At 51.3% G+C, this 22,629-nt stretch carries 19 protein-coding genes and 2 pseudogenes; 13 read left to right on the top strand and 8 right to left on the bottom strand.

From position 1 onward, the window contains the following. The first annotated feature begins 82 nt into the window (after positions 1-82). Positions 83-2,374, top strand: a complete 2,292-nt coding sequence (gene opgB / locus ACJHYW_RS02470; protein ID WP_001292682.1) for a phosphatidylglycerol--membrane-oligosaccharide glycerophosphotransferase — start codon at positions 83-85, stop codon at positions 2,372-2,374. Positions 2,375-2,511: 137 nt separating this feature from the next. Here the strand turns inward: opgB and lgoD are convergent, their stop codons facing one another. Next, positions 2,512-3,534: an L-galactonate oxidoreductase gene (gene lgoD, locus ACJHYW_RS02475; protein ID WP_000106033.1), complete on the bottom strand. Its 1,023-nt coding sequence runs from the start codon at positions 3,532-3,534 to the stop codon at positions 2,512-2,514. 138 nt (positions 3,535-3,672) lie between these two features. On the opposite strand from lgoD, the gene ACJHYW_RS02480 reads away from it, so the two are divergent. Together ACJHYW_RS02480 and ACJHYW_RS02485 are read left to right on the top strand one after the other, a co-directional pair. Continuing rightward, on the top strand, positions 3,673-4,587 hold the full coding sequence (locus ACJHYW_RS02480; protein WP_000091572.1) for a GntR family transcriptional regulator: 915 nt from the start codon (positions 3,673-3,675) through the stop codon (positions 4,585-4,587). A gap of 214 nt (positions 4,588-4,801) precedes the next feature. Then, positions 4,802-6,163 carry an MFS transporter gene (locus ACJHYW_RS02485; RefSeq protein ID WP_000410144.1) on the top strand — a complete coding sequence of 454 codons (1,362 nt, stop codon included), beginning with the start codon at positions 4,802-4,804 and terminating at the stop codon, positions 6,161-6,163. Positions 6,164-6,211: 48 nt separating this feature from the next. On the opposite strand, the gene tsr is transcribed toward ACJHYW_RS02485, so the two are convergent. Continuing rightward, positions 6,212-7,876, bottom strand: coding sequence for a methyl-accepting chemotaxis protein (gene tsr, locus ACJHYW_RS02490; protein WP_054494984.1), 1,665 nt, complete (start codon positions 7,874-7,876; stop codon positions 6,212-6,214). 181 nt (positions 7,877-8,057) lie between these two features. Here tsr and ACJHYW_RS02495 point away from each other — a divergent pair, with 181 nt between their 5' ends. Further along, positions 8,058-8,921 (top strand): MurR/RpiR family transcriptional regulator, encoded by an 864-nt coding sequence (locus tag ACJHYW_RS02495; protein WP_000331734.1) that lies wholly within the window; start codon positions 8,058-8,060, stop codon positions 8,919-8,921. Between the two features lie 9 nt (positions 8,922-8,930). Here the strand turns inward: ACJHYW_RS02495 and ACJHYW_RS02500 are convergent, their stop codons facing one another. The 3 genes from ACJHYW_RS02500 to ACJHYW_RS02510 all read right to left on the bottom strand — a co-directional run bounded on the left by ACJHYW_RS02500 (position 8,931) and on the right by ACJHYW_RS02510 (position 12,344). Next, positions 8,931-10,400, bottom strand: coding sequence for a sodium:solute symporter family protein (locus ACJHYW_RS02500; RefSeq protein ID WP_001084236.1), 1,470 nt, complete (start codon positions 10,398-10,400; stop codon positions 8,931-8,933). Positions 10,401-10,502: 102 nt separating this feature from the next. Further along, complete coding sequence (locus ACJHYW_RS02505) at positions 10,503-10,892, bottom strand: RidA family protein (protein ID WP_000023754.1); 390 nt, start codon at positions 10,890-10,892, stop codon at positions 10,503-10,505. A 9-nt stretch (positions 10,893-10,901) separates the two neighbouring features. Then, positions 10,902-12,344: an N-acyl-D-amino-acid deacylase family protein gene (locus ACJHYW_RS02510; protein ID WP_001195672.1), complete on the bottom strand. Its 1,443-nt coding sequence runs from the start codon at positions 12,342-12,344 to the stop codon at positions 10,902-10,904. A gap of 200 nt (positions 12,345-12,544) precedes the next feature. Between ACJHYW_RS02510 and ACJHYW_RS02515 the strand changes: the two genes are divergently transcribed. The 4 genes from ACJHYW_RS02515 to yjiA all read left to right on the top strand — a co-directional run bounded on the left by ACJHYW_RS02515 (position 12,545) and on the right by yjiA (position 17,403). Continuing rightward, on the top strand, positions 12,545-13,765 hold the full coding sequence (locus tag ACJHYW_RS02515) for an amino acid deaminase (protein WP_000873756.1): 1,221 nt from the start codon (positions 12,545-12,547) through the stop codon (positions 13,763-13,765). A 267-nt stretch (positions 13,766-14,032) separates the two neighbouring features. Beyond that, positions 14,033-16,183 carry a pyruvate/proton symporter BtsT gene (gene btsT, locus ACJHYW_RS02520; protein ID WP_001314407.1) on the top strand — a complete coding sequence of 717 codons (2,151 nt, stop codon included), beginning with the start codon at positions 14,033-14,035 and terminating at the stop codon, positions 16,181-16,183. Between the two features lie 49 nt (positions 16,184-16,232). After that, positions 16,233-16,436 carry a YbdD/YjiX family protein gene (locus tag ACJHYW_RS02525; RefSeq protein ID WP_000467859.1) on the top strand — a complete coding sequence of 68 codons (204 nt, stop codon included), beginning with the start codon at positions 16,233-16,235 and terminating at the stop codon, positions 16,434-16,436. A gap of 10 nt (positions 16,437-16,446) precedes the next feature. Then, positions 16,447-17,403, top strand: a complete 957-nt coding sequence (gene yjiA / locus ACJHYW_RS02530; RefSeq protein ID WP_001361361.1) for a GTPase — start codon at positions 16,447-16,449, stop codon at positions 17,401-17,403. Between the two features lie 33 nt (positions 17,404-17,436). Here the strand turns inward: yjiA and ACJHYW_RS02535 are convergent, their stop codons facing one another. Together ACJHYW_RS02535 and ACJHYW_RS02540 are read right to left on the bottom strand one after the other, a co-directional pair. After that, positions 17,437-17,739 carry a BrnA antitoxin family protein gene (locus ACJHYW_RS02535; RefSeq protein ID WP_000063158.1) on the bottom strand — a complete coding sequence of 101 codons (303 nt, stop codon included), beginning with the start codon at positions 17,737-17,739 and terminating at the stop codon, positions 17,437-17,439. Then, complete coding sequence (locus ACJHYW_RS02540; RefSeq protein ID WP_001131965.1) at positions 17,726-18,013, bottom strand: BrnT family toxin; 288 nt, start codon at positions 18,011-18,013, stop codon at positions 17,726-17,728. Before ACJHYW_RS02540 ends, ACJHYW_RS02535 begins: the two co-directional genes overlap by 14 nt. 196 nt (positions 18,014-18,209) lie before the next feature. On the opposite strand from ACJHYW_RS02540, the gene ACJHYW_RS02545 reads away from it, so the two are divergent. The 4 genes and pseudogenes from ACJHYW_RS02545 (at position 18,210) to symE (ending at position 20,809) form a co-directional block, all read left to right on the top strand. Beyond that, positions 18,210-19,376 (top strand): restriction endonuclease, encoded by a 1,167-nt coding sequence (locus tag ACJHYW_RS02545; RefSeq protein ID WP_000800823.1) that lies wholly within the window; start codon positions 18,210-18,212, stop codon positions 19,374-19,376. Positions 19,377-19,420: 44 nt separating this feature from the next. Further along, positions 19,421-19,594 (top strand): annotated as a pseudogene (locus ACJHYW_RS02550) (type I restriction-modification system subunit M N-terminal domain-containing protein); the annotation flags it as partial. Beyond that, positions 19,588-20,256, top strand: a pseudogene (locus ACJHYW_RS02555) (type I restriction enzyme endonuclease domain-containing protein); the annotation flags it as partial. The pseudogenes ACJHYW_RS02550 and ACJHYW_RS02555, both read left to right, overlap by 7 nt. A gap of 214 nt (positions 20,257-20,470) precedes the next feature. Beyond that, positions 20,471-20,809, top strand: a complete 339-nt coding sequence (gene symE, locus ACJHYW_RS02560) for an endoribonuclease SymE (protein WP_000132633.1) — start codon at positions 20,471-20,473, stop codon at positions 20,807-20,809. A gap of 41 nt (positions 20,810-20,850) precedes the next feature. On the opposite strand, the gene ACJHYW_RS02565 is transcribed toward symE, so the two are convergent. Next, positions 20,851-21,015, bottom strand: coding sequence for a DUF1127 domain-containing protein (locus ACJHYW_RS02565; RefSeq protein WP_000394263.1), 165 nt, complete (start codon positions 21,013-21,015; stop codon positions 20,851-20,853). A gap of 176 nt (positions 21,016-21,191) precedes the next feature. Between ACJHYW_RS02565 and ACJHYW_RS02570 the strand changes: the two genes are divergently transcribed. Beyond that, positions 21,192-22,604 (top strand): PLP-dependent aminotransferase family protein, encoded by a 1,413-nt coding sequence (locus ACJHYW_RS02570; RefSeq protein ID WP_000199309.1) that lies wholly within the window; start codon positions 21,192-21,194, stop codon positions 22,602-22,604. The last annotated feature ends 25 nt before the right edge of the window (positions 22,605-22,629 follow it).

The raw sequence follows: 22,629 nt of genomic DNA on the forward strand, positions 1-22,629 counted from the left end.
GCAATATGGCGACGCCATTACATTGTGCTTTTCAAAAAGCTTAAACGTTGGCTAAACGGCCCGGTTTAGTGAGGATCGCCCGTTGTCAGAACTACTCTCTTTCGCCCTTTTTCTCGCCTCTGTGCTGATTTACGCATGGAAAGCGGGACGTAACACCTGGTGGTTTGCAGCCACGTTAACGGTGCTGGGGCTATTTGTCGTTTTAAATATCACCCTGTTTGCCAGCGACTATTTTACTGGCGATGGTATTAACGACGCGGTTCTCTATACCTTAACCAACAGCCTGACCGGTGCTGGTGTCAGCAAATACATCCTGCCGGGTATCGGCATTGTGCTGGGGCTGACGGCGGTGTTCGGTGCGCTGGGCTGGATCCTGCGCCGTCGTCGTCATCATCCGCACCATTTTGGTTACAGCCTGCTGGCACTCTTACTGGCGCTGGGTTCAGTGGATGCCAGCCCGGCATTTCGTCAGATAACGGAACTGGTGAAATCCCAGTCACGCGACGGCGACCCGGACTTTGCGGCTTATTATAAAGAGCCGTCGAAAACTATCCCTGACCCGAAACTCAACCTGGTTTATATCTACGGCGAAAGTCTCGAGCGAACCTATTTTGATAACGAAGCTTTCCCGGATCTCACGCCTGAACTGGGCGCGTTGAAAAATGAAGGCCTGGATTTCAGCCACACGCAGCAGCTGCCAGGAACGGATTACACGATTGCGGGCATGGTGGCCTCTCAGTGCGGCATACCGCTGTTTGCCCCCTTTGAAGGCAACGCCTCCGCCTCTGTCTCCAGCTTCTTCCCGCAGAACATCTGTCTGGGCGATATCCTGAAAAACTCGGGTTATCAGAACTATTTCGTGCAGGGCGCGAATCTGCGTTTTGCCGGTAAAGATGTGTTCCTGAAATCGCACGGCTTCGACCACTTATACGGCTCAGAAGAGCTGAAAAGCGTGGTGGCCGACCCGCACTATCGCAACGACTGGGGATTCTACGACGATACCGTTCTCGACGAAGCGTGGAAAAAGTTTGAAGAGCTTTCCCGCTCAGGTCAGCGATTCTCACTGTTTACCCTGACGGTCGATACCCATCACCCGGATGGTTTTATCTCGCGCACCTGTAACCGCAAAAAATATGATTTTGACGGTAAGCCGAATCAGTCATTCAGCGCGGTAAGTTGCAGCCAGGAGAACATCGCGACGTTTATCAACAAAATCAAAGCGTCACCGTGGTTTAAAGATACCGTCATCGTCGTCTCTTCTGACCATTTAGCGATGAACAACACGGCGTGGAAATACCTCAATAAACAGGATCGCAATAACCTGTTTTTTGTCATCCGTGGCGACAAGCCGCAGCAAGAGACGCTGACGGTGAAGCGTAACACGATGGATAACGGCGCGACGGTGCTGGACATTCTCGGTGGCGATAACTATCTCGGACTTGGTCGTAGCAGTTTATCCGGACAGTCGATGTCGGAAATCTTCCTCAATATCAAAGAGAAAACATTGGCGTGGAAGCCGGATATCATCCGCCTGTGGAAATTCCCTAAAGAGATGAAAGAGTTCACCATCGACCAGCAGAAAAACATGATTGCCTTCTCGGGTAGCCATTTCCGTTTGCCGCTGCTGTTGCGGGTTTCAGACAAACGCGTGGAACCGCTGCCGGAAAGTGAATACTCAGCACCGCTGCGTTTCCAGCTGGCCGATTTCGCTCCACGCGACAATTTCGTCTGGGTTGACCGTTGCTACAAGATGGCACAACTTTGGGCTCCGGAACTGGCACTCTCCACCGACTGGTGTGTCTCGCAAGGGCAGCTTGGCGGTCAGCAAATTGTCCAGCATGTTGACAAAACAACATGGAAGGGCAAAACGGCATTTAAAGATACGGTCATCGACATGGCGCGTTACAAAGGCAATGTCGATACGCTGAAGATTGTTGATAACGATATTCGCTACAAAGCCGACAGTTTCATCTTTAACGTCGCCGGTGCGCCAGAAGAGGTGAAACAGTTTAGCGGGATTTCCCGTCCGGAGTCGTGGGGCCGCTGGTCCAACGCGCAACTGGGCGATGAAGTAAAAATCGAGTACAAGCATCCGCTGCCGAAGAAATTTGACCTGGTGATTACCGCCAAAGCATACGGCAATAACGCCAGCCGTCCTATTCCGGTACGCGTAGGCAATGAAGAACAAACCCTTGTGCTGGGCAATGAAGTGACCACCACCACACTGCATTTCGATAACCCAACCGATGCCGACACACTGGTAATTGTGCCGCCGGAACCTGTCTCAACCAACGAAGGGAATATCCTCGGACACTCGCCGCGTAAGCTCGGGATCGGCATGGTGGAGATTAAAGTGGTAGAACGTGAAGGGTAATTCCTGACTGATTTGTAGGTCGCATAAGGTGCGGCCTACACGCCTTCTCCGGCTTACAACACACTATTAAGAAACAAAAAAAACAGCGCCCAACACTTCCCCGGACGCTGCATGGCAACTTGAATAATCTCGCCTTATCAGAAAGTAATTACACCCTTAATCAACTCACGATTGTTAATCACATCACGTTCGTAGGTTTCTGCCAGCGTGGCGAACGGGTAGCGATGGGTTAACATCATGTCGGCAGTGATTTTCCCTTCCGCCATCAATCGACCGACTTTAGCGAAATCTTCCGGCGTGGCGTTGCGGCTGCCCATCATCGTCGTTTCTTTTTTATGGAATTCCGGATCGGAGAACTGCAACTCACCTTTAAACAGACCGACAAATACCACCGTGCCGCCGTGACGAATCAGATTTACGGTGTTATTCATCGCATGTTGATTACCTGTCGCGTCGATCACTTTCTGCGCCAGCGAACCACCAAACTGCGCCCGCAGCTGCGCGTCAAAATCTTCGGCTGACGGGTCCAGTACAGGTAATTCCAGACGCGTTGCCACATGTTCACGGCGCGCCGGACTGGTATCCGCCACTACCACCTGTGCGCCATCGGCTTTAGCGATTGCCGCCGCGCCCAGACCGATTGGCCCCGCCCCGACCACCAGCACCTGCTCGCCGGGAGCAATGGCTGCGCGACGCACCGCATGTGCGCTAATAGCGAAAGGTTCAATCAATGCTGCCGCCTGCGGGTCAATACCGTCTGCGGGCAAAATGTTCGCCACCGGCACGCTCAAATACTCACTAAAACCGCCATCCTGATGCACGCCAATAACTGAAATTTTTTCACAGCAATTGGTACGACCGCTTTTACATGCAGGGCATTGCTGACAGGCAACATAAGGGATCACAGCAACTTGCTGACCATTTTTAAGATCAGCAATATTTTTACCCAGCCCAACAATCTCCCCACATATTTCATGGCCTAAAACACGTGGATAACTAAAAAATGGTTGATTTCCACCCCAGGCATGAATATCGGTACCGCAAATCCCGACAGACTTAATTTTTATTAATGCTTCATTGTCACCCGGAATAGGTATCTCGCGTTGTTTCCAGACTAATTCTTTCGGCTGCTGGCAAATTAAAACATTCATCGTAGACATGATTCGGCTCTCCATTTTTTGTTGCCTTAGATATCAATGAAAATGAAAAATGGCAGCGGAACGGAAAATCTGTTTTGTGAAAACACACGCATAAAAATGTTTTAAATCGGGTTTTAATGGACTCACAAGGAGGAAAATATGAGTCGTTCACAAAATTTACGCCACAATGTGATTAACCAGGTCATTGATGATATGGCGCGGGGTCATATCCCTTCCCCACTTCCATCGCAAAGTGCGCTGGCGGAAATGTACAACATCAGCCGCACTACAGTGCGTCATATTCTCAGCCACTTACGCGAATGCGGCGTCTTAACGCAGGTTGGAAACGACTATGTTATTGCGCGTAAACCTGACCATGATGACGGTTTCGCCTGTACTACCGCTTCAATGAGTGAACAAAACAAAGTGTTTGAGCAGGCTTTTTTCACGATGATAAACCAGCGTCAGTTACGCCCTGGGGAAACTTTTTCTGAACTGCAACTGGCTCGGGCCGCGGGTGTCAGCCCGGTTGTAGTAAGAGAATATCTTTTAAAATTCGGCCGTTATAATCTTATTCAAAGCGAAAAGCGCGGCCAGTGGAGCATGAAGCAATTCGATCAATCCTACGCTGAGCAGCTGTTTGAGCTACGCGAAATGCTCGAAACACATTCACTTCAGCACTTTCTCAACCTGCCTGATCACGATCCCCGCTGGCTGCAGGCGAAAACCATGCTCGAACGTCATCGGCTACTGCGTGACAACATCGGCAATAGCTTCCGCATGTTCTCGCAACTTGACAGAGATTTTCACTCCTTACTGCTTTCAGCTGCCGACAATATCTTTTTTGATCAATCGCTTGAGATCATCTCAGTCATCTTTCATTTTCACTATCAATGGGACGAAAGCGATCTTAAACAGCGCAATATCATTGCCGTCGATGAGCATATGACCATTCTCAGCGCTCTGATTTGCCGCAGTGACCTGGATGCCACCCTTGCGCTCCGTAACCATTTGAATTCAGCTAAACAATCAATGATTCGATCCATTAATGAGAACACGCGTTATGCTCATTAAGTACGGATTAAAAACAGCAAACTATTAGCGGGTGCACGGTTTTATCAAAAGATAAATACCGGGAAATTCCCGCTTACCTATGCTCACAATCAGTCGACTAAAAATGTTTTTGTGAGCGGTAGTAAAGTCCTAAAACTTTAACCTGCCGTTAATGTCAACCTTGCGTAATGCACAATTACGTAAACAATTAAAATTATAAATACAGGAGTCCGGCGTGGAAAAAGAAAATATCACCCTCGATCCGCGTTCTTCATTTACTCCATCTTCGTCGGCAGATATTCCCGTGCCACCAGATGGATTAGTTCAACGCAGTACCCGAATTAAACGCATTCAAACCACCGCCATGTTGTTATTATTTTTTGCGGCGGTAATCAATTATCTCGACCGCAGTTCGCTGTCGGTAGCAAATTTAACGATTCGTGAAGAATTGGGATTAAGTGCCACCGAAATCGGCGCTTTGCTCTCCGTGTTTTCACTCGCTTACGGGATTGCGCAACTTCCTTGCGGCCCACTATTGGATCGTAAAGGCCCGCGCCTGATGCTGGGACTGGGGATGTTCTTCTGGTCACTGTTCCAGGCCATGTCTGGCATGGTGCACAGCTTTACGCAGTTCGTGTTGGTGCGTATCGGTATGGGGATTGGTGAAGCGCCGATGAACCCATGCGGTGTAAAAGTCATTAACGACTGGTTCAACATCAAAGAGCGCGGACGCCCGATGGGCTTCTTCAACGCAGCTTCTACCATTGGCGTTGCCGTAAGCCCACCGATTCTGGCGGCGATGATGCTGGTGATGGGCTGGCGCGGGATGTTTATTACTATTGGTGTACTGGGGATTTTTCTCGCCATCGGCTGGTATATGCTCTATCGCAACCGCGAGCACGTAGAACTGACTGCCGTTGAACAAGCTTATCTCAATGCAGGTAGCGTCAATGCCCGCCGAGATCCGCTCAGTTTTGCCGAATGGCGCAGCCTGTTCCGTAACCGCACAATGTGGGGAATGATGCTCGGATTCAGTGGCATCAACTACACTGCGTGGCTGTATCTGGCCTGGCTTCCTGGTTACCTGCAAACAGCCTATAACCTGGATTTAAAAAGCACAGGGTTGATGGCGGCTATCCCTTTCCTGTTTGGGGCTGCCGGGATGCTGGTCAACGGTTACGTTACTGACTGGCTGGTCAAAGGGGGAATGGCTCCGATTAAAAGCCGTAAGATCTGCATTATTGCCGGGATGTTCTGTTCTGCCGCCTTTACGCTGGTCGTACCGCAAGCGACAACATCCATGACGGCGGTTCTGCTGATTGGCATGGCACTGTTCTGTATTCACTTTGCCGGAACATCCTGCTGGGGCTTGATCCACGTCGCAGTTGCTTCTCGCATGACGGCATCGGTGGGCAGTATCCAGAACTTTGCCAGCTTCATCTGCGCCTCTTTTGCGCCGATCATTACTGGTTTTATTGTTGATACCACCCACTCATTCCGTCTGGCACTAATCATCTGCGGTTGCGTCACTGCGGCGGGTGCACTGGCGTACATCTTCCTGGTTCGTCAGCCGATCAACGACCCACGGAAAGATTAATCTCCCTATGCCCGATAACATTTTGCTTATCGGGCATTTTTATGGCGATTAAAACGTTTCCCAGTTCTCCCCGCTATCTGCCACGGCCATTTTACGCGGCGTAGCTGGCGTCACGGTTTTTACCACAGCCGATGTTTCACGCTGATGTTGCTGCTGTTGCTGAATCCGGAACACTGCCACAGCTTCGGTCAGGCGACTGGCCTGCTCTTCCAGCGCGGCAGCGGCGGCGGCAGATTCTTCCACCAGCGCGGCGTTCTGTTGAGTTACCCGGTCCATCTCAGCAACCGCTAATCCAACCTGATCGATACCACGGCTCTGCTCATCAGAAGCAGAAGCAATTTCGCCCATAATGTCCGTCACGCGGGTCACGGCACTGACAATCTCTGCCATGGTTTCCCCGGCGCTTTCGACCAGCGTAGAGCCAACATCTACTTTCCCCACCGAGTCTTCAATCAGGCTTTTAATTTCACGAGCCGCCTGAGCGCTGCGCTGGGCCAGATTACGCACTTCACCCGCGACCACCGCAAAACCGCGCCCTTGCTCACCCGCGCGCGCTGCTTCAACCGCCGCGTTCAAAGCGAGAATATTGGTCTGGAAGGCAATGCCGTCAATTACGCTGATAATATCGGCGATTTTCTGCGAACTGGTGGAGATATCGCGCATAGTCTGCACCACGTTATCTACCACTTTGCCGCCGCGTTGCGCCGTTTCAGAAGCACTTAACGCCAGGTGGCTGGCCTGGCGCGCATTTTCGGCGTTCTGCTTCACCGTTGCGGTCAGTTGCTCCATGCTGGCTGCCGTCTCTTCCAGCGAAGCGGCCTGTTGCTCGGTGCGCGAAGAGAGATCGTTATTGCCGGTAGCGATTTCGCTGGCACCGCTATAGATGGCATTGGCCCCGTTGCGCACATCACCGACGGTACGCATCAGCTCTCCCTGCATATGGCGCAAACTCTCAGCCAGTTGCCCCATCTCATTAGAGCCATCCACCTCAATCGGTTTCACCAGATCGCCGCCTGCAATATGACGAATGCTGTCAATCAGGCGATTCATTGGCGCTACCAACGAGGCTTTAATACCGAACCAGACGGCGAAGATGACCGCCAGTACGACGATCATCACGCCCACCAGAATCCACATCGCCTGGCTGTAGGAGGCATTATTATCGCTGACGGCGATATCATAGAGCCGATCGTTTTGCTCCATGTAAGCCACATACTGCTTCTCGAAACCGTCCTGATATCCCTGGGTCGGCTGATCAAAGAACTCGTTGATTTTGCCTGCACCTAACAGTTGGATCAGCTCCGCCAGCGCATTGTGATAAATATCGTAATTTCGTTTGATCTCTGCCGCTGCGGCGGTGCTCTGACGCGGGTCACGCGGCAACGCTTCGTAATCCGCCCAGTTTTTTTCCGCCTGTTTCAGCGAAATACTGGCACTCTGCATCAGCTCAGCAACGGTTGAACCGCTACCAATATTATTCTGATCCATCATGTAGCGGATACCCGCGCGGTTGAGGGTGTTACGCGTCTGCAACAACGCGACCCAGCTGCCATTCAGCGTGGATTGCTGCTGGCGAATGGTTTGTAAAACAGTGAAATTTTCTTTGTCATTCTTTAAGGCATTAAAGAACAGACCGCCTGATGTCAGTTGTAAAAGGCCAAAAACGGCCAAAACCAGCAGTAAGCTGGTCACGATCTTGATACGTTTTAACATGGTTTCTCTTTCCACTAGACAGATACACTGGTTGTCGGCCTGGTGGTGGAAAACTTTATGCTGTGGAAAAGCGTCGGCACTGCTTTTGTTGCAGCAAACTTGCGTTTTTTGTGAGGGTCACACTCTATAGCGGCAGTTTATGGTACAAAGTATCAATCTTCTTCGAACCAGTGATACTCCTATGGCTTATAGCATCGATATCATCTCCTGCATTACCGAACGGTTTATGGCGTTAACAGCCACTGAAAAGCGTATCGCACAATTTATTCTTGATGACGTCTCTGCCGCAGTAGAGTTGCCAATTGCTGAGCTGGCACGGTTAACGCAAACCAGTCAGGCGTCGGTGACGCGTTTTGCCCGTGCACTGGGGTGCAAAGATGTCCGCGAGTTGAAAGTCAAACTGGCGCAGTCACTGGCTGTCGGGCAGCGGTTTATTCTCGATGTACCGGATCTTGACGGTGTTCAGGGGATCTACGAAGCGATTATTAGCGTGCTGGAGACGCATCGTCGTTCGCTGGATATGAATGCCATCAGCCAGGCTGTAAGCTGGTTAAGTCAGGCGCGGCAAATTCTTGCGTTAGGAACTGGCGGCGGTTCCACTATCTGTTCACAGGAGATTCAGTACCGTTTATTCCGTCTGGGGCTACCGGTGGTCAGTCAGAATGATGCCCTGATGATGAGAATGATGTGCTCGGCAGTCATGCCGCAGGATGTGGTGATTGTGCTTTCGCTGGGCGGTTATACACCGGAAATCATCGAAAGTGCGGCAATCGCCCGTCAGTATGGCGCGCGTGTTATTGCCATTACGCCAGCACAAACACCGCTGGCGGAACAGGTGGATCTGGTATTGCCGTTACTGGTTCAGGAAAGTGATTACATCTTTAAGCCCACCCCTTCCCGCTACGCGATGTTAGCCATGGTCGATGTACTGGCAACAGAACTGGCAATGGCAAATAAAGCGCAGGCGAAAGATCGCCTGCGGCGGATAAAACTCGTGTTAGACAGCCACCGTGGGGGCGCTAACCGCCAGCCACTTGGCGATTAGCATTGTCGGTTATGCTTCTTCAGGTTTGGTGATCACGACACTCTGGTTTTCACGCTCATTGGTGATAATAGCCAAAGCTTCTTCCCGGCTGACCTGACTTGCTGGCGTTACCAACGTCACCAGTACGCCAGCGACCAGGCTGCCCAGCACTGACGGAATACACGGGTTACCCCAGTAAGCCAGCCAGTCGGCATTCATCAGCACCACAATTGACATCACCATACCGCTCACTAACGCCGCCAGCGCGCCCTGCCAGTTAAAGCGTAGCCAGAAGCGACCGAGAATCGAGCAGATAAACAGCCCGGACATCAGCATCGAAATCATTTTGGTAATGTAGCTGATGATGTCATTAGAGGTCAGAGCAAAGACCAGCGCCAGGCCAATAACAAAGGTCAACATCCAGCGTGAGTAAGTAATGGCCTTGTCCTCCGGCGGCATTCTGCCGGTAATCATGGTGTAGACGTCGCGCATCATAATCGCCACCGCCGCGATGGCATCGGAGCTGGCAGAAGACATGGTGGCTGAAAGCCCGGCAATCAGCACCACCAGCCCAAGAATGGCAGGTAAGAAACTGGTCGCGAACAAGAAGGCGTAGTTGCTGTTTTCCAGATTTGGGTTCATGGTGAACGCCGCCATGCCGATAATGGCAGGCAAAATCGAGAAGAACAGATATAACACCCCAGTAATAACAAACGAACGGCGTACAGAGGGAACATCTTTACCCGAGTAAATACGCTGGCGATAAGACGGTGTGGCCAGTACGCCGACACCAATAACCAGCGCCAGCGAAAGCGCAGGTAGAACGCCCATTTTATCAATCGCAAACAGGCTCATCGCTTTTGGGTCCATCGCCTGTTCAATCGCACTCCAGCCGCCAACGTGAACAACGGCGAGAATAGCCATCAATATAAAGCCAAAGAACAGAATTAAGGCCTGAATGGTGTCTGTCCACACTACCGCCGAATAACCGCCGATAATAACGTAAATCGCAAAAGCTAAGGCGATAATTAATTTTGCTACAGTAAGATCAATACCTGTTGCCCAGGCAAGATACATACTGCCACCTAATATATGCGCCCCCAGCCAGCCAATAGAGGCAATAAATATCATCAGGCCGACAATATTTTTAATTAAATGACTCCCGCCAGTATAATAAGATATTTCTTCACTCATGGTCATAAAACGTAATTTACGTACCGGTGCAAACAGCCACGCCACCAGTAATATACCTACGGCCCCACCGACGCCATAAAGCATTCCGGCCCAGCCATTGCTGTAGCCAAAGCCCACGGCGCCCATACTGGAACCCGTGCCAACCATCGTGGCAACGGTTGAGCCCAGCGTCAGAAACAGCGGCAACGAACGCCCGCCCAGCAGAAAATCTTCTCCGCTTTTCTGATTACGAGACACAAACCAACCAAGCCAAATCATGGCGATGGCATAAATAATAAAGCCGACTAAAAAGATATGACTGTTCATAATTCACATCCTGCCAGTAGAGAGAGAATAAAGTAAGAGTTCCCGGAGTGCTGAATGTATTCAGCACTCAATTGCGGTCTATTTTTTTAATTCTTAAATTTATTAGCGGGTCGCGTTATAACAGGTCACATCGACTTCAACTTTACAATCGACAACCAGATCAGCTACACAACAAATACGTGCAGGCGGATTCTCGCCAAAAAATTCTCTGAATACTTTATTAAATGACTGGAAATAGCGGGCGTCGGTCAGGATCACTTTCACGTGAACCACATCCGCCAGGCTATAACCGGCTTCAGTCATGATGTCGACACAGTTTTGGATCGCCAGTCGTGACTGTTCAACGATACCGCCTTCTACCACTTCACCGTTTTTCATGGGGGTTTGCCCGGAGACGTACAGCCAGCCGCCCGCCTCAACCGCCCTGGCAAACGGCAAATGCTGCCCGCCAGTGCCTGTTCCACCTTCCGTACCGTAACGTTTAATACTCATATTCACTCCTTAATGTGAGGTCTGGCGGCGCAGGAAGCGTCCCGCACGGCCTGTAATATGTTTATCGGGACCATAGCTCATAACGCCGTTCACCATCACCGCCTCAATGCCATCTGCCGGGCGTTTGGGATCAGAAAAGCTGGCAACATCACGAATGGTTTGTGGATCGAACAACACCAGGTCCGCAAAATAGCCGACTTTCACCAGCCCACGCTGAGGCAGACGAAAACGGCTGGCAGAAAGCCCGGTCATTTTGTGGATAGCCGTGGTCAGTGGGAATAAGCCTTCATCACGGCAATAGTGACCCAGCACGCGAGGGAAAGCGCCCCATAAACGCGGATGCGGCATGGGATCATTGGGCAGTCCGTCAGAGCCAATCATACTGACCGGATAACTCAACACTCGGCGGACGTCGCGCTCGTCCATGTTGTAATAGATAGCCCCGGCAGGCATCAGCAACTTCGCGGCCTCCAGCATACTCATCTGCCAGTCGATGGCGATTTGCGCCAGTGTTTTCCCGGCCTGCTGCGGATGTGTTTGTGACCAGGTGATCACAATATCGAATTCGTCGGTGACTTGTTTGAGATCCAGCGTTGAAGAGCTGGCTGAGTAAGGGTAGACATCGCAGCCAATTTCCTGGTGTTGACGCATTTGGTCAAAAAAGGCCAACGTTTCTTTTGTCCGCCCCCAGTTTTTCGCCCCGGCGCATTTATGGTGGGAAACCACGACAGGCACTTTGCCATGACGCCCAATACGAAACGCCTCATCCAGGGCATCGAGAATCGGTTCAAATTCAGAACGCAGATGGGTGGTATAAACGCCCTTCTCACCGGCTAATTCTTCCGCCAGCGCCATGACTTCTTCGGTAGTCGCCTGAAATGCCGTTGCATAGGCCAGCCCGGAACTTAACCCCAGCGCCCCCTGACTCAACGCCAGACGTAAGTCGGCACGCATAGCGGCAATTTCATCCACCGTCGCCGGGCGAAACAGGTCGTCCATATGGTTATTACGCAGCGCCGTATGACCAATCAGCGTGCCAACGTTCAGTGACGGCCTGGCTGCTTCCACTGCCTGGGCATAGCTTTCAACGGTAGGATAAATAAAGTGCTCTGCTTCCCCCAACAGATTCATCGGGTCAGGAACTTCACCTTTCATTTTCGCCGACGCCGCACTAATCCCGCAGTTACCGACAATCACCGTAGTGATCCCCTGGCTGATCTTTGGCAGATATTCCGGGATGCGAATAACGTTGATATCGTCATGGGTATGAACGTCGATAAACCCTGGTGCCAGCACCCGCCCTTCCCCGTCAATGACCTGCTGCGCCGTAACGTTAAGCGCAGGGGCAATATCGACAATCCGATCACCTGTTATTGCCACGTCACCGCGAAATTCAGGGCCGCCGCTACCGTCGATAACGGTCACATTTTTGATTAACCAGTCAACCTGCATGTTCGTCACTCCATTTCTGCAATGGTGACAAGTTAACCATTTACAAGGACGAAAAACAGTGGAAAACTACGCAAAACCCAGATGATTTTATGATACTTTTATTCATAAATAATAAGATAAATAAACTAAATATTTATATTTCATTTAGTTACAAATGATACTCACATCCGATACGGTGAAAAACTTAAAAGGTAAATGTTATGAAATACCACTCAGAACCTCTGGTTCCCCATAAATCTGCCCTGATGCAAATGCCCGCAAATCTCCTTGCCGAAGATGTCTGTTTACCTGCCGCGATCATTAAAAAGCAGGCCCTGGAGAACAACATTACGTGGATGCAACGCTACGCTGACGCGCGCGGCGTTTCACTGGCACCGCACGGTAAAACCACCATGACGCCGTGGATTTTTCAGGCGCAGCAGGCGGCTGGTGCCTGGGCAATAGGTGTCGGTAGCGCATGGCAGGCTGGTGCGGCAATGGCGAGCGGTATTCAGCGAGTGCTGATGGTTAACCAGCTGGTCGGCAAGGCGAATATGCAGTTGATTGCCCAGTTGCAACGACATTACCCGACGGTCGATTTTATCTGCTGTATCGACAGCATTGAGAACGCCCGCGCTTTGTCTGCCTTTTTTGCCAGTCAGCAACAGACACTGAACGTGATGATTGAGTTGGGTGTCCCCGGCGGGCGCTGTGGTTGCCGCTCAAGGGATGCCGCACTGACACTGGCTAAACAGGCAGCCCAATTACCGGGGTTACGCCTGCGGGGGCTTGAGTTATATGAAGGCGTTTTACACGGTGACGCTCCACAACCGCAGGTAGAAGCTCTGCTGCGGGATGCCGCACAACTGGCCTGTGATATGGCAAGTCTGGTTGATGGCGAGTTTATTCTCACCGGAGCAGGCACGGTCTGGTATGACGTGGTGTGCAATATCTGGCTGGCGGCAGAAAAGCCTGATAACTGCCGCATTGTTATTCGCCCTGGCTGCTACATCACTCACGACACCGGGATCTACGACGCGGCACAACAACAGTTGCTTGCCCGTGATCCTGTGGCCTGCGATCTGGCAGGCGATCTCACATCTGCGCTGGAACTGGTCGCCATGGTGCAATCGGTGCCGGAAGCTGATCGTGCGGTGGTAAATTTTGGTAAGCGTGATTGCGCCTTCGACGCCGGACTGCCGCAACCAGTCGCCCACTACCGCAACGGCAAATCACTGGCATTTGATCCACAGGCGATTCGCAGTACAGGTATTATGGATCAGCACTGCATGTTGCAACTGTCAGCTAATAGCGACGTGCAAGTGGGGGATATTCTGGTGTTTGGCACATCGCATCCGTGCCTGACCTTCGACAAATGGAAAACGTTGTTATTGACTGATGACGACTACAACGTACTGGCAGAATTAGACACTCTCTTCTAAGAACGCCCCTTCGGTTAATTATCGAAGGGGCATTTTTATTGTGATCTCAATCACATATCCACCCGACGAATAATTCTTGCCCAACCGCTCACCGCCATTCCTGACCGCTTACATCCCTAAAATAACCACTCAGTTATTTACCTTACTTTACGCGCGCGTAACTCTGGCAACATCACTGCAGGATAGCGGTCAATTTACCTCCTCAAACGCAACGCAAACCTAGAACGGCTTCGGCCAACTATTAATCAATACATGCCAGGTTTTACTATGGATACTAAAAAGATATTCAAGCACATACCCTGGGTGATTCTCGGAATCATCGGTGCATTCTGCCTCGCGGTAGTTGCATTACGTCGGGGGGAGCACGTCAGTGCCCTGTGGATCGTGGTCGCCTCTGTGTCGGTGTATCTGGTGGCTTATCGCTACTACAGTCTGTACATCGCCCAGAAGGTGATGAAACTCGACCCCACGCGCGCGACGCCTGCGGTTATTAACAACGACGGTCTGAACTATGTTCCGACCAACCGTTACGTGTTGTTTGGTCACCACTTCGCCGCTATCGCCGGTGCTGGTCCGCTGGTTGGTCCGGTTCTCGCCGCGCAGATGGGCTACCTGCCTGGCACGCTGTGGCTGCTGGCGGGGGTAGTGCTGGCCGGTGCGGTACAGGACTTTATGGTGCTGTTTATCTCCTCTCGCCGTAACGGCGCATCTCTCGGTGAGATGATCAAAGAAGAGATGGGACCAGTACCGGGGACTATCGCGCTGTTTGGCTGTTTCTTAATCATGATCATCATCCTTGCCGTCCTGGCGCTGATTGTGGTTAAAGCCCTGGCCGAAAGTCCGTGGGGTGTCTTCACCGTTTGCTCAACCGTACCGATTGCGCTGTTTATGGGTATCTACATGCGCTTTATTCGTCCGGGGCGTGTGGGTGAAGTCTCTGTCATTGGTATCGTGCTGCTGGTTGCCTCTATCTACTTCGGTGGCGTGATTGCTCACGATCCGTACTGGGGTCCGGCACTGACCTTTAAAGACACCACCATTACCTTCGCGCTGATTGGCTATGCGTTTGTTTCCGCACTGCTGCCAGTGTGGCTGATCCTCGCACCGCGCGACTATCTGGCAACCTTCCTGAAAATCGGCGTTATCGTCGGCCTGGCGCTGGGTATCGTGGTGTTGAACCCGGAACTGAAAATGCCTGCGATGACCCAGTACATTGACGGTACTGGCCCGCTGTGGAAAGGCGCTCTGTTCCCGTTCCTGTTCATCACCATCGCCTGTGGTGCGGTATCTGGCTTCCACGCGCTGATCTCTTCCGGTACGACGCCGAAACTGCTGGCTAACGAAACCGACGCGCGTTTCATCGGCTACGGCGCAATGCTGATGGAATCCTTCGTGGCGATTATGGCGCTGGTTGCTGCGTCCATCATCGAACCGGGTCTTTACTTCGCGATGAACACCCCGCCTGCTGGCCTTGGCATCACCATGCCTAACCTGCATGAAATGGGTGGCGAGAACGCGCCGATCATCATGGCGCAGCTGAAAGACGTTACCGCACACGCGGCAGCGACCGTCAGCTCCTGGGGCTTCGTGATTTCGCCAGAGCAGATCCTGCAAACCGCGAAAGACATTGGTGAGCCTTCTGTCCTGAACCGTGCAGGTGGTGCGCCGACGCTGGCGGTAGGTATCGCTCACGTGTTCCACAAAGTGCTGCCGATGGCTGACATGGGCTTCTGGTATCACTTCGGTATTCTGTTCGAAGCCCTGTTCATCCTGACCGCGCTGGATGCGGGTACCCGTTCTGGTCGCTTTATGCTTCAAGACCTGCTGGGTAACTTCATCCCGTTCCTGAAAAAAACCGACTCTCTGGTTGCCGGTATCATCGGTACTGCGGGCTGTGTGGGTCTGTGGGGCTACCTGCTGTATCAGGGCGTGGTCGATCCGCTGGGCGGCGTTAAGAGCCTGTGGCCGCTGTTCGGTATCTCCAACCAGATGCTGGCAGCCGTAGCGCTGGTACTGGGCACCGTTGTGCTGATTAAGATGAAGCGCACCCAATACATCTGGGTAACTGTTGTTCCGGCTGTATGGCTGCTTATCTGCACCACCTGGGCGCTGGGCCTGAAACTGTTCAGCACCAACCCGCAGATGGAAGGCTTCTTCTACATGGCAAGCCAGTACAAAGAGAAGATTGCTAACGGTACTGACCTGACGGCACAGCAGATTGCCAACATGAACCACATCGTTGTGAACAACTACACCAACGCAGGTCTGAGTATTCTGTTCCTGATTGTGGTGTACAGCATCATCTTCTACGGTTTCAAAACCTGGCTGAAGGTGCGTAACAGCGACAAACGTACTGACAAAGAAACTCCGTACGTTCCAATCCCGGAAGGCGGCGTGAAGATCTCTTCGCACCACTAACCGTGTTTAGCCCCGCTTCGGCGGGGCTTTGTTCTTATCAGAGTGAACTATGTTTGGTAACTTAGGACAGGCAAAAAAATATCTCGGCCAGGCGGCGAAGATGTTGATTGGCATTCCAGACTACGACAACTACGTCGAGCATATGAAGACCAACCATCCCGACAAGCCGTACATGAGCTATGAAGAATTCTTCCGCGAACGCCAGAACGCACGCTACGGCGGCGATGGTAAAGGCGGTATGCGCTGTTGTTAACGGAGAGAGCATGAACCCGATTGCAGTTACCCTACTCACCGGTTTTTTAGGCGCGGGCAAAACTACCCTGCTGCGCCATATTCTTAACGAACAGCACGGCTACAAGATTGCCGTGATTGAAAACGAATTCGGCGAAGTCTCCGTTGATGATCAACTGATTGGCGACCGCGCCACGCAGATCAAAACGCTGACCAACGGCTGCATCTGCTGTTCGCGCTCCAACGAGCTGGAAGACGCACTACTCGACCTGCTGGATAATCTCGACAAGGGCAATATTCAGTTCGACCGTCTGGTCATTGAATGCACCGGCATGGCCGATCCCGGCCCGATTATTCAGACCTTTTTCTCCCATGAGATTTTATGCCAGCGCTACCTGCTGGACGGCGTGATTGCGCTGGTGGATGCGGTACATGCCGATGAGCAGATGAACCAGTTCACCATCGCCCAGTCACAGGTTGGCTACGCCGACCGTATTCTGCTGACTAAAACCGACGTCGCAGGCGAAGCAGAAAAACTGCGTGAACGCCTGGCGCGCATCAACGCCCGTGCACCGATCTACACCGTCACCCACGGCGACATCGACCTGGGCCTGCTGTTCAACACCAACGGTTTTATGCTGGAAGAGAACGTCGTCAGCACCAAACCGCGTTTCCACTTTATCGCGGACAAACAAAACGATATTTCGTCGATTGTGGTGGAACTGGATTACCCGGTAGATATCAGCGAAGTTTCCCGCGTGATGGAAAACCTGCTGCTGGAGTCGGCGGATAAACTACTGCGTTACAAAGGGATGCTATGGATTGACGGCGAACCTAATCGCCTGCTGTTCCAGGGCGTCCAACGCCTCTACAGCGCCGACTGGGACCGCCCGTGGGGCGATGAAACACCGCATAGCACAATGGTGTTTATCGGGATTCAGCTGCCGGAGGATGAGATTCGGGCGGCGTTTGCGGGGTTGAGGAAGTAATTTTGGATGATGGCCGCCATGTGGCGGCCTGAATTATTTTTTGTTCTGATCGCGCAGCATCGCTTCACGTAAAATTGCGTTCAGGCGAGTTTGATAGCCTTTACCTGGTCGCTTCAACCATTCCATCACATCAGAATCAATACGCACCGAGGCCTGAGTTTTCAATGGCCGATAAAACTTACCGCGTTCTGCGTTAGACCATTGCTCATCGCTGGAAGGTGGGATATCACTGTAATCAATATCTTCGTCGGATTTATTCGCCAGCGCCTTCAGTTCGGCCTCATGCTGCACATCGAGTGTAGAGGAGGTCCCTCGTTTATGTTTAACCATGCTCATAGCGATTCCTCTCTTTACGATCTGCTTTTCGTGCACTGATGATTCGAATAATTTCATTTCCGCTTTCGAAACGGATGGTATGCGCAACCAGAATAACCACGATGCCGTAAACCAGGCCGATTGTCTGCCAGCGATACTCACCGTTTTCTATGCGTTCTTGCTGTGACAAATGTTGTGGATCATCAAACACTAACACCGCATCTTCAAAGCGGATGCCATGTTTCACCCGATTACTTTTGGCCTTGTTTGCATCCCATTCAAACTCCATTGGCATAGTTGCCATCCCTAATTGTATATACAAAAATGTATCTACAATTATTCTGCAATTATAGCGTTGATGTTGGAAATAGCATCACGTTTTGGATAATCAACCATGAAATTGACAATGAGTGAGTTGGACTTGATTCATCCAATAGAATTTCTCGCCTGACATGGCACACTAAACACCTCGCTGTCGTTAAGGGATTACCGTGAAAAACTACAAAGTCATTACCCCGCTTTTTCCTACCTATGCGCAAGTTAAGGCTATGATGAAAGCCGTCTCAGGCTATTCCCTGAAAGCGGTGCGCAATATGATTACTGCCATTCACGAGCAAACCGGTACGCCGCAAAAACCCGTTGACTGGTCAGAACCCGACCTGTGGATCAGCGAGCGCTTAACGGGTGAAGATGCCGACATCGCCCGTCGTATTTGGGATACCGATAATCACATCTTGAACCCGCGCCACAGCTACGGCTGCTACTTATTCCTCAACTATCCCCAGTTTGAGCTGATGGAAAGCACACCAGATGATATCTGGCAGCCCACCTCGCGCGGGCAAAAATTCCTGCAAGATGACGAAAAAACGCTGCGTTCACTGGACGACCAGGAAGGCATTCTGCAACTGCTTGAGCTGCTGGCTGGCCGGGAAATGTCGCGCCGCGCCGATTTATTGCCGGAATGGCAGGCCTTTTTGCATCAGCATTCGAAATTCGCGTCAGCAAGTTCAGTGAAAAGCACGCTCTACTCCCGTCTCTATAACCTTATCGACCGTGACATGGTTAACCGTGAAGGCATGAGCTATCGCATCACCGATACCGGGCGCGCCTGGCTTGGAAAAGCGTTGCCAGCACGAAAAAGCGATCCGCGTAAAGAGCTGTTGGAAGCGGTAAAACGCTATAACGAACAGCAAAAAGAGCTGCTGCGCGAACAAATCAGCACGATGAACCCGTACAAATTTGAGCAACTGGTTGGTCAATTACTGGAAGCAATGGGCTACGAGCAGGTCGAAGTGACCAAAGCCTCAGGCGACAAAGGTGTGGACGTGATTGGTCAGGTGCAGGTCGGCATCACCACTATTACCGAAGTGGTGCAGGTCAAAAGAATGCAGAACACTATCACTCGCCCGTATATCGACCAGTTGCGCGGGGCGTTGCCTTACCACAAAGCCATTCGCGGTACGCTCATCACCACCGGGAAATTTGCGGCGAAATGTGCAGAAGCGGCGCTCTTTCCGGGTGCCGCGCCCATTACGCTTATCGACGGCGATCGTTTACTGGAACTGTTAATCGAAAATAACGTCGGCATTCGCCGCAGCAATGCAGTGGAATTGCTGGATGTGGATTTGCAGTTGTTTGATGAGCTGGAGATGGATTAAAGGGCGAAATCTGCCGCCTCTACCATTACAATACGGAGTTCATCGTGGTCAAAGCACCAACTAAAAAAGCCAAAGCAAAGAAAAGCTCTGAAGAAACATTATGTGATACCACAAACCAATTTCGTGGTAGCGTTGAGTCCTCCGAATACAAGCACGTGGTGTTAAGCCTCGTGCTCCAGAAACTCATCAGCGATAAGTTTGAAGCACGCCGCAAAAAATGATTGCCGAAGCGTTAAAAGCTGATGGGATGGAAGAAATTTATTTTTCTGGCGACAAAAAAGCGGAATCTATCGATATTTTTGACGAAGATTATCTGGCGCGAATTAACAAGATCAAACTTCCAGCAACGAAGATCCTGTTATTACAAAAATTACTGGAAAAAGCGATCAGCGAGTTCAGGAAAGTGAACCAGTTGCAAGGGATTAACTTCACCCGCCGCTTCCAGGCGATTATAGATCGTTATAATGAGCGGCGAGAAGATGATGTACTCAACGGTGAAGAATTCGATACATTCAGTCAGGAAATGATTGATATTATCTATGATATTAAAACCGAAATGGGCACCTGGGCCGATTTAGGCATTGATATTGAAGAAAAAGCCTTTTTCGACATTCTTGCTCATATGCGCGATAAATATCAGTTCACCTATGACGATGAAAAAATGCTGTCACTGGCAAAAGAGATGAAAAGCGTTGTTGACAACACATCGAAATATCCTGACTGGAGTAAACGCGATGATATTAAAGCGAAACTGAAAGTTGAACTTATTCTGCTTCTACACAAGCATAAGTTCCCGCCAGTAGCGAATGATGATGTTTATATGGGTGTGCTGGCACAGGCAGAGAATTTTAAAGAACATCATATGAGTGCTTTAAATTAATTATGAAGGCCGGATACACTTTGTTATCCGGCCATTCTGAATTAACGTTAATTTCTCTTCCAGATCTTTCCAGTAACGCTTTTATTATTTTCTATTTTTAGCTGGACTTTCCCTGTATTTACTGATGATATATCCAGGTATTTAGCGCGGTGCGAATGTGCGCCAACACACCCGCACCGCTCATCACAATCCCTATTTCACGAGAATAGTAATCATGACTGACACGCATTCTATTGCACAACCGTTCGAAGCAGAAGTCTCCCCGGCAAATAACCGTCAATTAACCGTGAGTTATGCGAGCCGCTACCCGGATTACAGCCGTATTCCCGCCATCACCCTGAAAGGTCAGTGGCTGGAAACCGCCGGTTTTGCTACCGGCACGGCGGTAGATGTCAAAGTGATGGAAGGCTGTATTGTCCTCACCGCCCAACCACCCGCCGCCGAAGAGAGCGAACTGATGCAGTCACTGCGCCAGGTGTGCAAGCTGTCGGCGCGTAAACAAAGGCAGGTGCAGGATTTTATTGGGGTGATTAGTAGCAAAACGCCACGCTAAGTTTCTCTCCCCTTCCCCATACGGAAAGGGGAATTGCCCCCTCACTCCACATCTTCCCTGCGTAACCCAATATCCCTCAACCGCTCATCACTCATCTGCTGTAACACCCGCCGGGCCTGCATTTGCCGCCGCCAACGCCTCACTGCCTGCCAGAGTTGCACAAGTCCAATAAACGGTGCTTTAGCTTTGTTTTCGTGAAATTCCATCTGCTGCCTCCTCATCTTTCAGAGGCTTCATCATCCGCCTTCTGGCAGCTCACAATACAGATGCAAATATTAGTTTTATTTAACATACAGACAGGTTAAAACAGCATCTGCATCCGGTTTTTTAGCCTCATCTGTACCGGTTTTTCCCTCTGTATGGTCCAAATAAGGAATACAGCATGACGCGTTATCAACATCTGGCGACTCTGCTTGCCGAGCGGATTGAGCAAGGGCTGTATCGTCACGGGGAGAAATTGCCGTCGGTGCGCAGCTTGAGTCAGGAGCACGGCGTCAGTATCAGCACCGTGCAGCAGGCGTACCAGACGCTGGAGACGATGAAGCTCATCACTCCGCAGCCGCGTTCGGGTTATTTTGTCGCACAACGGAAAGCCCAGCCGCCAGTACCGCCGATGACGCGTCCGGTGCAGCGCCCGGTGGAAATTACCCAGTGGGATCAGGTGCTGGATATGCTGGAGGCGCATAGCGACAGTTCCATTGTTCCGTTAAGTAAAAGCACGCCGGATGTCGAAACGCCCAGCCTGAAACCGCTGTGGCGGGAGCTAAGCCGGGTGGTGCAGCATAATCTGCAAACCGTTCTCGGTTATGACTTGTTAGCCGGTCAGCGAGTGTTGCGAGAGCAGATTGCCCGCCTGATGCTCGACAGCGGCTCGGTGGTCACCGCCGATGACATCATCATTACTAGCGGCTGCCATAACTCGATGTCGCTAGCGTTAATGGCGGTGTGTAAACCGGGCGATATTGTCGCGGTCGAATCCCCCTGTTATTACGGTTCGATGCAGATGCTGCGCGGCATGGGCGTGAAAGTGATTGAAATCCCCACCGATCCAGAAACAGGCATCAGCGTTGAAGCGCTGGAACTGGCGCTGGAGCAGTGGCCGATTAAAGGCATCATTCTGGTGCCAAACTGTAATAATCCGCTGGGATTTATTATGCCGGACGCGCGCAAACGGGCCGTTCTCTCTCTCGCTCAGCGTCATGATATTGTGATTTTTGAAGATGATGTCTACGGCGAACTGGCAACGGAGTATCCGCGCCCGCGGACCATTCATTCCTGGGATATCGACGGGCGAGTGCTGTTGTGCAGCTCGTTCAGTAAAAGTATTGCTCCAGGCCTGCGCGTGGGTTGGGTCGCACCGGGGCGTTATCACGATAAACTGATGCATATGAAATACGCCATCAGCAGCTTTAATGTGCCGTCCACGCAAATGGCGGCGGCAACGTTTGTGCTGGAAGGTCACTATCATCGCCATATCCGGCGGATGCGGCAGATCTATCAGCGCAATTTGGCGCTTTATACCTGCTGGATACGGGAATATTTTCCCTGCGAAATCTGTATTACGCGCCCGAAAGGCGGATTTTTACTGTGGATAGAATTGCCTGAACAGGTCGATATGGTTTGCGTTGCGCGGCAGCTATACCGCATAAAAATCCAGGTGGCGGCAGGCTCGATTTTCTCAGCTTCCGGCAAATACCGTAATTGTCTGCGCATCAACTGCGCTTTGCCGCTCAGCGAAACCTATCGCGAAGCACTGAAGCAAATTGGCGAAGCCGTGTATCGGGCAATGGAATGAATTCGAAATAGTGGCGAGCCCCCTG

Source organism: Escherichia sp. WS3063 (genome assembly GCF_046486595.1).
GTDB classification, from domain to species: domain Bacteria; phylum Pseudomonadota; class Gammaproteobacteria; order Enterobacterales; family Enterobacteriaceae; genus Escherichia; species Escherichia coli.